General features: G+C 40.8%; 11 protein-coding genes. 4 read left to right on the forward strand and 7 right to left on the reverse strand.

Features of this window, described 5'->3' with window-relative positions; translation table 11 throughout:
• The 4 genes from EFY79_RS20730 (at position 1) to EFY79_RS20745 (ending at position 1,395) form a co-directional block, all read left to right on the forward strand.
• Positions 1–462 (forward strand): OsmC family protein, encoded by a 462-nt coding sequence (locus tag EFY79_RS20730; RefSeq protein ID WP_123122672.1) that lies wholly within the window; start codon positions 1–3, stop codon positions 460–462.
• A gap of 15 nt (positions 463–477) precedes the next feature.
• On the forward strand, positions 478–696 hold the full coding sequence (locus tag EFY79_RS20735; RefSeq protein ID WP_123122673.1) for a DUF6132 family protein: 219 nt from the start codon (positions 478–480) through the stop codon (positions 694–696).
• 1 nt (position 697) lies between these two features.
• Positions 698–1,012 (forward strand): rhodanese-like domain-containing protein, encoded by a 315-nt coding sequence (locus EFY79_RS20740; protein WP_123122674.1) that lies wholly within the window; start codon positions 698–700, stop codon positions 1,010–1,012.
• Positions 1,013–1,140: 128 nt separating this feature from the next.
• Entirely contained in the window at positions 1,141–1,395 is a 255-nt protein-coding gene (locus EFY79_RS20745; RefSeq protein ID WP_123122675.1) for a hypothetical protein, read from the forward strand.
• Positions 1,396–1,494: 99 nt separating this feature from the next.
• On the opposite strand, the gene EFY79_RS20750 is transcribed toward EFY79_RS20745, so the two are convergent.
• From EFY79_RS20750 to EFY79_RS20780, 7 genes are all read right to left on the reverse strand, one after another.
• Positions 1,495–1,884: a hypothetical protein gene (locus tag EFY79_RS20750; RefSeq protein WP_123122676.1), complete on the reverse strand. Its 390-nt coding sequence runs from the start codon at positions 1,882–1,884 to the stop codon at positions 1,495–1,497.
• Positions 1,874–2,275, reverse strand: a complete 402-nt coding sequence (locus EFY79_RS20755) for a hypothetical protein (protein ID WP_123122677.1) — start codon at positions 2,273–2,275, stop codon at positions 1,874–1,876. Before EFY79_RS20755 ends, EFY79_RS20750 begins: the two co-directional genes overlap by 11 nt.
• 131 nt (positions 2,276–2,406) lie before the next feature.
• Entirely contained in the window at positions 2,407–4,008 is a 1,602-nt protein-coding gene (locus tag EFY79_RS20760; protein WP_123122678.1) for a sulfatase family protein, read from the reverse strand.
• A gap of 160 nt (positions 4,009–4,168) precedes the next feature.
• A complete protein-coding gene (locus EFY79_RS20765) occupies positions 4,169–5,560 on the reverse strand; it encodes a glucoamylase family protein (RefSeq protein ID WP_123122679.1) in 1,392 nt (463 codons plus the stop codon).
• Positions 5,561–5,590: 30 nt separating this feature from the next.
• The gene (locus tag EFY79_RS20770; protein ID WP_123122680.1) at positions 5,591–7,768 is read right to left on the reverse strand and encodes a glucoamylase family protein; all 2,178 of its coding nucleotides are present in this window, start codon (positions 7,766–7,768) and stop codon (positions 5,591–5,593) included.
• 50 nt (positions 7,769–7,818) lie between these two features.
• Entirely contained in the window at positions 7,819–9,495 is a 1,677-nt protein-coding gene (locus EFY79_RS20775; protein ID WP_123122681.1) for a glucoamylase family protein, read from the reverse strand.
• A 93-nt stretch (positions 9,496–9,588) separates the two neighbouring features.
• The gene (locus EFY79_RS20780) at positions 9,589–10,488 is read right to left on the reverse strand and encodes a LamG domain-containing protein (RefSeq protein ID WP_199727606.1); all 900 of its coding nucleotides are present in this window, start codon (positions 10,486–10,488) and stop codon (positions 9,589–9,591) included.
• Positions 10,489–10,609 lie beyond the last annotated feature (121 nt).

A 10,609-nucleotide genomic window follows, 5' to 3' on the forward strand; every position in this document is an offset into this window, starting at 1 on the left:
ATGGCACACGAAGTAGACGTACAATGGATGGGTAAAATGCAATTCAATGCATTAGTAAACGGGCACACGATTATCATGGATGGTCCCGAAAAAGTGGGTGGTGAAAATAATGGTCCCATCCCCAAACCCTTTGTTCTTACGGCCTTGGCTGGATGCACTGGTATGGACGTAGCAGCAATTTTAAGGAAGGCTGAAAAAAATCCTTATGAATTTGAGATGAAAGTAATTGGAGAAATCAGCAAAAAAGCACCGATAGAATATATTGCTGTTCATGTAATTTATGATTTCAAAGGAACCGCTGAAAATAAAGAAGCTTCACTACATGCAGTAACCGCTTCGCAGGAACAATATTGCGGAGTAAGCAGCATGTTGAAGAAAGCGCTGCCTGTAACCTGGGAAGTGAATTATAACGGCACGCAAATTTTTAATAATAAAAAAGAAATAGTCGCGGAACTGAATTAATCTAAACTGAAAAATATGGCTGGAATAAAAAAATTTCTTTCGAAATATAAACTGACAATGATAGGAATATTCGCCGGCGCAATCGGGGGCTATCTTTATTATCATTTTATTGGTTGCAATTCCGGAACCTGTGCCATTACATCCAGACCATTAAACAGCACGCTGTATGGTGCTTTGCTGGGAGGAATATTTTTAAATATTTTTAAAAAAGAAAATAAAAAAATTATAGAATAAAATGATAGAGTCAATAAAAAAAATGTTCAAATTAGGAACTAAAACAGATTACGGCGAATTAATAAAACAAGGCGCCATTATTTTAGACGTGAGAAGCAAAGCTGAATTTTCAGGAGGGCATATCGAAAATTCAATCAACATCCCGGTAGATCAGTTAAGTAATAATTTATCAAAGCTGCAAAATAAAGATAAATGTATTATTTGCTGCTGCGCTTCAGGAATGAGAAGCGGCACCGCAAAAAAAATATTAGAAGCCAAAGGATATAAGGTTGTCTTTAACGGCGGCGGATGGAATAGTTTGCAAAATAAATTATGAATGGCATACAATTCCGGCTGGTGATGGCGCCAGCCCGGCAGTCATTCCGGTCAGTGTTCTACCGTCCGCAAGCGCATAGTAAAACGACAAATTAATCATTTTTTCATTTCAATTAAATAAATCAACTCATGGAAACGATTAAACAAACCATATTCAACGGCTGGCATTTTATGCGATGGCTTCGCCTTGTATTTGGAATATTTTTTATCATTCAGGGTATTCAATCATCAGATACTCTTATAGGAGTTGTGGGCGCTTTCTTTTTGCTGACTGCGATAAGCAATACAGGTTGCTGTGGCGCTGGAAGCTGTGCAGCGCCTGTACGAAAGAACAACGCAGATAAGCCGGAAGAAATCACATTTGAAGAAATAAAAGATAAATAAAATGATAAATAGTTTTTCAGAATAATTAATTCGATGATAATCTTTCACGTGCGGAGGCAGCTTTAGAAGTGTGCCTTCAACAGTCAAGATTAAACGTTTTTAAAAACCTTTTCTCACGATATAAATGACAAAAGGCGTGATCAAAAGAGAAACGAGGAAGAGCACCCAAATCCGCCCGCGCGCAATATCATAATCGCGCAAAAGAAACTCCCAGGATTTGCCGGTCAGGACGCCAAGTAGCAATTCAAATGCAATGGTTAGTAGTACCCAGACGAGGCCGGTTAAAAAAGCCTGTTTTGCATTTTGTATTTGTAAATATGGAAAGATAAACCACGTATAAATCCAACATAAAATGATCAACGTGATGGTGGATAGCTGGTGCGACCGGAATTCATTGAATTGCTTCATCAGCGCCAGTTCTCTTATTGTGGCATTTGCGAAAGCAATCGCGACCATTGGCAGCCAGAATAGAAAATATTTAATACTCATAATGGGGTAATTTCCAGGTTAACAAAAGAATAATAAGGGCCACAGCACCAGTAGCCGGTTGCATCCAGGAAACGTACCCAATGACTGACAACTGGATGGCCAGCCAGAGCAGGATTAAAATGCCGCAAAAGAAGGCTACTTTCCTTGCGATGGGACGTCTCGTTAAAACAAGTATTCCGGAAAAAAGCGCGAAGCCGCCCACAATAATAAAAAGAAACAATCCCGGAAAATAATAATTATGAAACGGGCTGCCTTTTAACCATTCAACCGGCACGCCAACGGCCCCTGCCATGGCATAGTATCCGCCACCAAATGCATTTAAAGCAACAACCAATAGTAATACGCCTAAAGAGTAGTTAAAAGACTTTGCTGAAACGATTTGTTTGTTCATACCATAAAATTATCTGGCACAAACAAATCATTTATTGATTTGAGTCAGTAGGTAATATGTGATTCATCATAATTACCGAATCTGTCAATAAGATTCCGGCATGATTCGTTCTATCCGAAATACCACCTCAACTAATTGTATGTATTTGCCGGCCAGAATTTTACGGGTGCGCCGGTATCATCCTTGTATTTTTCGCGTATATTTTTTAATTTTTCCACCATATCCTTCACGATATTTTCATAGCCGGGCCTCACCTCCATTCCATTCATCACCATCAGGCTTTCCATTTCGTCAGGATCCTTTTCAAGATCAAAAAATTCCCATTCATTTATCGTGTAATAATAAATGAGCTTATACTTTTCTGTGCGTATGCCATAGTTTGGCAACACCCAATGCGGCGGCGCAAATTCATAATAATGATAGTACATTTCCTTTGGCCAATCGGAAGGCGTTTTTTCCTGGAAAACCGGCAACAGGCTTCTCCCCTGCATATCGCCGGGAATCGAAAGCCCGGCAAGATCAAGAATCGTTGGCGCATTATCAATAGCGGTTACCCACGCATCGTTTTTAGTTCCCGGCTTTACCACGCCCGGATAACGAATCATCCATGGCACACGCAGCGCTTCTTCATACATGAATCTTTTATCAAACCATCCATGCTCACCCAGGAAAAATCCGTGGTCGCCGGTGAAAATGACGATTGTATTATCAGATAAACCTGACTTATCAAGATAATCCAATATTTTCCCTACATTATCATCCTGTGATTTTAAGGTTCCTAAAAAATGACGCATTAACTGCTGGTAGCTCCATTGCTGGCGTTGCCGCCTGGTCAAATCTTTCGGCGGATTAAAATCCCTCATATCGGAAATGCGCATGTGTGCTTCCCGCGCCGCAGCAGATCGGTATTCATAATCGTCCCAGAATGTTCCGGGCTCAGGGAAACGAACGTCGTCAAAAATCTTTTCATACTTATGTGGCGGGTCAAAAGGCCGGTGTGCATTAAAAAATTGCACCGCCATGCAGAAAGGTTCTTTCAGTTGCTTTATTCCTTCAATGGCGAGGTCAGTAAAATTATCGGTGATGTATCCTTCATATTGTTTGGGAACTATTTCTTTGCTGCCAACAGATGGATTTTGCAGATAACCTTTCGGGTTATAATATGGGCCGCCTGCGCCTTCTTTAAAAACAAAATAATCAAATCCTGCTTCACCGGGATTGGATGGCTTTCCATCTTTGGTAACCAAATGCCATTTGCCAACCATGCCTGTTTTGTAGCCTGCCTTTTTTAATATTTGTGCAAAGGTTTGTTGGGCAGGGTCGAAATAACTGCGCGTAGTACCGTTGGTGGTGTCGCCCGGATTACTAACCATGCCGTTAAGATGATCGTATTTTCCGGTGAGCAGCGTGGCACGGCTGGGCGCGCACAGTGCATTATTGCAAAAAGAATTTGTAAACAGCATGCCTTCATTGGCAATCCTGTCAATGTTGGGCGTCGGCATAAATTTACTTCCATAACAGCCCAATACGCTCAAAGGCACGCCCTCAGTGGTTATCCAGAGGATGTTCGGCTTATCTTTTCGTTTTCCACGATTCAAAAAAGGCTTTACTTTTTTGGTTTCCTGCACTGAAATATTTCCCAGCATGGAAGGAAGAAAAGGAAGGCTAAATGATAAGCCGCCCATTGCTTTAAGAGCGTCTTTGCGCGTGATGGAGTTTTTGTTGTTGTCCATTGGATAAAATTTATGATGAAAAAAGATTGCTGTCAGCCTCACCCTAGCCGCTCTCCAAAGCCTGCCTGTGGGCAGAGAAGGAAAGGGACACGTTATAAACGTTCAAATAAGAAACTCAATTATTTGTCTGTTTACTACCGCTCTCTTATTTTTTAATTACTCATCTGCTTCTTTTGAATGCCCCTTGCAGTGAAACGCCAGGCTGATATTGAAATCCTAATTTTTTCAAGCCTGATTTTACTTCATGGCAGCTCATAAATAACCTCCACAACAAACCGCTGCGATAATTTTCAATCATAACTACCTGCGGGCCCTGATCAATCGCTAAATATTTTTGAGGATACCAATTTTCGGTTTCGCTGAACGCATCATAAAATCCATAAGGGCCCCACAATTTATCTTTCATGTCGCTATACCAATGTTTCATTGCAGCAATTGATTTTTCTGGTGTATATGGAATGGACGAAATGGCCGCTGTTGGCGATATCACGCCTAAATCTCTTTCTGCAGAAGGCGCATGGCCGGCATATCCTTTTACAGAGTAGCTGGAAGTTAAGCCCCAGCTATCAGGGCCATAACCTTTATATCCTAAAGAATCATGAACACACCATTCATAGTTAATCAAAGTCTGATTTTTATTTTCTTTCCAATAATCTGCATACTTATCCTTTAATCCATGCGGGTTAAGTCCGAGATACGAATAATGCGCCCAGAATAAAGGGCCGCCGTTGGGCGCTCCCTGGTGATGTAACTGTAATGCGTACCCGAAAAGTTTGGAAGGAGATTTTATCTTTCCATTTTCGGCCCAGCCTTCATGATAAACAGATGAGGGCACTCCATGTGTGGGAGAAGAAGCCGCCAATACGTAAAGGATAAGGCATTCATTATATCCATGTATCGGAAAATTCATTTGCCATCCATAATCCGGGCTCCAGTGCCAATACAAAACATTTTGACCGTTGCGGTACCAATTCCAATCTACTTCTTTCCATAATTTATCAACCCTGGCTGCTAACTTCTTTTCTTCTATGTTTCCGTCTTTAAAATATTGGCGAACACACAAAAGCCCCTGGACCATAAAAGCAGTTTCTACCAAATCCCCGCCATCATCTTTCTTGCTGAAAGGTTTTACTTTTCCGGTTTCTCCATGCATCCAATGCGGCCACGCACCATGAAAGCGGTCAGCTTTTTCTAAAAAATTGACAATTTTTTCTAACCGGTGGAAACCTTCTTCGCGCGTAATAAAACCCCGATGAATGCCGGTGAGAATCGCCATTACGCCGAACCCGCTTCCACCAGCGGTAACCACATTTTTATCATTTTGCGGATAAATGCCATCCATATTTATTCGCTCCGGAGCCATGCCGCTATTGGGTTCCGCGCCAGTCCAGAAATATTGAAAGGTTTGATGTTGTATGAGCGTTAACAGAGAATCTGTTGACAGAGAATCAGAATTTGCTTTAAAAGTTGCTTTACTATTGTTGGTTGCAATTTTAAAAGAAAAAATAATTATGGTAATAAACAGGCAAAAAGTAATTTTATTAAACTTCATAGCGATAAATTTTGTAACTGTTGTTTAAAATCATTTTCGATTAGAGATGTTTTTTACTACTTCTTTTATTTCGGGATTTCTCATAAATAAATTCCAGATAAAACCGCTTCTGTAATTTTCTATCATTACCACAATCGGCGCCTGGTTTAATCCCATGTAAATTGGCGAGCACCAATTTTGCGATAAATTAAATGCATCGCGAAAACCATATTCGCCCCACAAAAATTTGCCGTATTTGTAATAAAGATTTTTCAGTGCAGCGATTGATTGTTCCGGTGTGTATGCTATTGAACTTAATGCCCCGGTTGGCGCAATGGTTCCGTTATCACGACTTTTTACCGGCTCATTTGCTTTATAACCCCAGGGGCCATCGCTGGCTGTAAGTCCCCAGCAGCCCGCGCCATAGCCAGGAAAGTGATTCGGGTTTTCCAGGCAATACCGATAATTGATAAGCGCTATATCACGATTGTTATCAAAATAATTGGTGTATTTATCATTGATGAGATGCGGATTAAAACCAAGATAAGAATAATGGGTAAAAAATAAAGGGCCGCCGTTTGAAACGCCTACTTTTAAACGAATGCCGTAAAAAATACTATCGTTAAAATACTTATCTCCGGTATTTGTTCCACCCCAGTCAGCGCGATAACGTTGAGCATACTCCGACTGGCTCGCCCATCCTGAATAATACATGCCGGGATTTATAGAATGAGTAGGAGAAGCCATGGCGAGCAGGTAAGTAATCTGCGCTTCATTAAAACCAACAAAGCGGTGATTGATATGCCAGGCGTAGTCGGGCGACCAATGCCAATATAAAAAAGTGCTGTCGGGATAGCGCTTATACCAATCCCATTCCACCCCCTGCCACAGCTTCGTGATATTATCCCTGATGAATTTTTCTTCTTTATTCTCCCGGTTAAAAAATTGTCTTGCAGTTAGCAATCCTTCCATTAAAAAAGAAGTTTCCACCAAATCGCCGCCATCATCATATTTACCAAAATAGGGAATTACTTTGCCCGTTCTTCCATCCATAAAATGCGCAAAAGCGCCGTGAAATTTTTCGGCCTTCAAAAGAAAATTCACAATTTTTGTAAACCGTTGCACCACCTGTTCCCGCGTGATAAAATTTCTTCTTACGCCCGCCAGAATCGCCATCATGCCGAAGCCCGAAGCGCCTGCAGCAATCATGTGCGAACGGCCGGGAATGTCTTCCAAAGATAATCCGCTGTTGGATTCCGCGCCTTCCCAATAATACCGGAAGCTGGCTTCCTGCACCATATCCAGCCAGGCGCTGTCTGTGAGTGAATGAGTAGTTGCATTTACAATATTAGAAAATTTTGATTGGGAATAATTCTCAGAAACCAACGAAATTTTATAATAAAATTTTTTTCCTGTAACGCCTGTAAAATCGCTGAAACGATTGGTATAAGAATACTGAATTCCTATGGGACTATAATTTTTATTATCAGTGCTTCTGTATATTTCTACATATTTCACAGGCGTTGTTTTAGGTATTTTTTTCCAGTTTATATCTACGTGTTGTTCATATCCCTTTGCCGCAATTAATTGCGGTATCGCCGTTACATTTTCAGAAGATACATTTTCAGGAATTATTTCTAGCTGGTCTAAATATAAATCGTGCGTTTTTCCTTCTTTACTGTGTTGGCGAAAAAAAATAAAATCAATATCATTTGAATTGTGGAGAGAAATGTTTTTGAAATTCGTCAGCGGAATGATTACTGTAATCCATTTTTTTTGCGAAAGATTGGGAATGAAAGAAGACAGCGGAATAAATGCTGAAGCCACGGAATCTTCTTTGGCAATCGCAACAGCGGGCAATTCCTCGGGCAACGTGTTGGATGCAACAAATAATTTGAAGGACAATTCTTTTCCCACTTTTATAAAATCTTTTCCGCGCCATTTATAAAATTTGATCGCTGCATTCCACATGCCGTTTTCATTGGAAGTATATTTTAATTCAAGTGAATTGCCCGGAGAAAAAAATATTTTATCATTAACCGGCAGGCGATGTTCTTCATTTTTAATCCAGCCTGGAGATTGATAACTGGCATCGCTGTAAAAATAATTCCCACTCATGAGGCTGTTATCGAAGAAAATGCGATTGAAATAATATTCGCCGGTGTCTGAAGGCGCATTTGCCGGAAACAAGCCAAACAGGTTTAATAAACAAACAAATAATAATGACATACTGTTACGGTTTTAACTTATAAATCTGTGCACCAGAATTGCAACCTGGTTTACAAATCCGGGCTTTGAAATCCTAAATTTTTCAGTCCCTTTTTCACTTCCGGGCAACTCATAAAAAGATTCCATAATAAACCTGTACGGCAATTTTCAATCATCACTATTTCCGGGCCCTGGTCAATTGCCAAATAAGAATCGGCGAACCATACATTCGTTAAATTAAAAGCATCTTTAAATCCATAATCTCCCCAAATTTTATCACCCAGCTTGTAATAAAAAAACTTCAAGGCGTTCATAGATTCTGTTGGCGTATAAGGCAATGAGGATATGGCTGCCGTTGGCGAAATAACACCATTATCATTTGTCGGTGAATGCGCGGAATAACCATTTTCTTCATTGCTGGCGGTAAGCCCCCAGCAGAGATTACTATAGCCATTATATTTTTTGGGATTGCTTACACAATACAAATAATTGATTTTAGAATGTGCGGTATCCTGCGTCCAATAGTTGGCATACGCATCAGATAAGTTGTGCGGATTAATCCCCAGGAAAGAATAGTGTGAAAAAAATAATGGGCCACCATAATCAGGCCCCAGGGGTAAAGTAACTCCCAGGAAAGATTTTCCATTTTTCATAGCACCATTTCTCGCCCACCCATTATCGTAAATACTTTTTGAAATGGCATAATTTGCAGAAGATGCCGCCAGCACATAAGTAATCAATGCCTCATTCCATCCTGAAACGGGGATGCTCCAGATATCACTTGTGTTAGTATAAGAAGGATTGTATTGCCAATATAATCCGCTCTCATTTCCGTTTTGTGTAAACCAATTCCAGTCAACGGCACTCCATATAGAATTGATACTATCGCGCAGTGCAATTTCATTTGCATCAGTTGTACTATTAAAATATTGCCTTGCCGTAAGCAGGCCTTGCACCAGGAAAGAAGTTTCCACAATATCGGCTCCATTATTATTTCCAAAAGGAATGGTGGCTCCGGTATCTCCATTTATCCAGTGTGAAAAAGCGCCATGCCAGCGCTGGCATTTGGTTATAAGAAAATCGGTAATAGTATTTAACCGTTTAACCGCATCGTTGCGCGTAATAAAACCCCGGTTAACAGCCGCAACCATAGCCATTATTCCAAAGCCACTTCCTCCTGTGGTTACCAATTCGGCAGGGCCGCTGCTTCCTTCTCTCGCTAATCCGCTTACCGGGTGTCCAAAATCCCAAAAATATTTAAAAGTTTGTTGCTGAACCAAAGTAAGTAATGCGCTGTCGGATATTCGCGGAAATTTATCGGTAGAATCAATTTGAGAAATAAGGGTGGCATTTAAGCCAGCTTGTAAAGAAGCGCCTTGTTTTGATTTTAAACCGGTTCCAACTGTCAGTGAATATTGGGTGATGAAACTTAGTGGTGATGATGGTTTTATAATTATGGTACTATCATTTTCAAAAGAAGAAGTGAGAGTAACAGCGGCGCCCGCGTTGGTCTTCAAAGAAATATTATTGGTTACCGTGTTTTGGTCAGCAGGAGCTGAAAAAGATAACTTAATTTCCGGTGAAGGATTTACAGCATAATAGGTGGACCCATTACTTATGCCGTTAACTTTAAAATCGGTTAGCTTAAATGCAACAGGATTTGGCGGTGGTGGCGTGATAGGCGTCTCCTTTTTTTTACAGGAGAAAAAAAATATAATGAGCGCCAAAAGAAATACACTATTCTTCATATTACTGCTTTATATTTTCTAAATATTCTTAAATGCAACCGGCGCAAGGTATGCGCCGGATTAAGTTTTCATTGTTATTTTGAAATCAATTCCTTACTGACCTGCTCTTCCCAATTTATAAAGCGCAATAATATCCGCAGCGCCAAGTGCTTCATTGTACACACGGATTTCATCTATTTTTCCTCTCATGGGTACAGTCCAGGTATCTGTGGTAAGTTCTTTGCCCGGAATATTGTTATACCATCCGCCGATGAGCACTTCATTTGGAACAGCCAGCTTAAATAAGCCAGTACCGCGGTTTTGATAATCCGGGGCTCCGATTTTAACCCCGTTAGCCCAAATCTGGAATATACTGCTTGCATGATCAAAAGTAACCACAAGGTGTGTCCATTTTCCCGGAGGAATTGTTGGTGATTTATAGCTGGTAAGCCAGCCGGCATTCAGATTATCCTGCCGCCCTCCGTTAACATCTGCATAGCTGGGATGAACGACGAGGTTGTTGGTATCAGAAGCAGGCTTTTGCCCTGTTTCCAAAAGAAAAGCAAAGTCGGGCCAGAATTGGCCGGGAGCAGCGAGGCTGAAAGTCATGGTTGGCGTGCTGCCATTATTTTGAATTTGTACCCATTCACTTACGGTAAAGCTGGGAAGTGAATCTTTAAATGCAGGAATCTGGGATGCATAATAAACATAACCGCTATCCAACTGAAGCGCCTTCCCTGCAACACCATTATCCACCAGTGTGGCGTTGAGAGAAGAGGTAGGCGCTATACCGGATTTTTCTTCCGCCTGGGAACCATTGAATCCCCAGTAGGCTACCAGATGGTCGGTTGCCACTTGCCCGCTGCTGTCAAAACCTTCTATTTTGCCAACAAAATCTTTTGGAGAAACAGAGGGCAGATTATTGGGATTTCCTTTTTTGCAACTGCTCACAAGCGCCATCCCTGCCAGTGAACAAAGAAATAATTGAATTTTATATTTTTTAATAATGTTCATAACAATTTATTTTTTAGTTATTGATTATTAGTAAGTAAACCCAGGCATCGCAGCCTGAGATTCTGTTAGAACGGTACGTAACAGTCTCCCGTTATACCGCTCCGATTTTCCAACCGTTGGT

It is taken from the genome of Hanamia caeni (assembly GCF_003721595.1).
In the GTDB taxonomy this organism is placed as follows: Bacteria; Bacteroidota; Bacteroidia; order Chitinophagales; family Chitinophagaceae; genus Ginsengibacter; species Ginsengibacter caeni.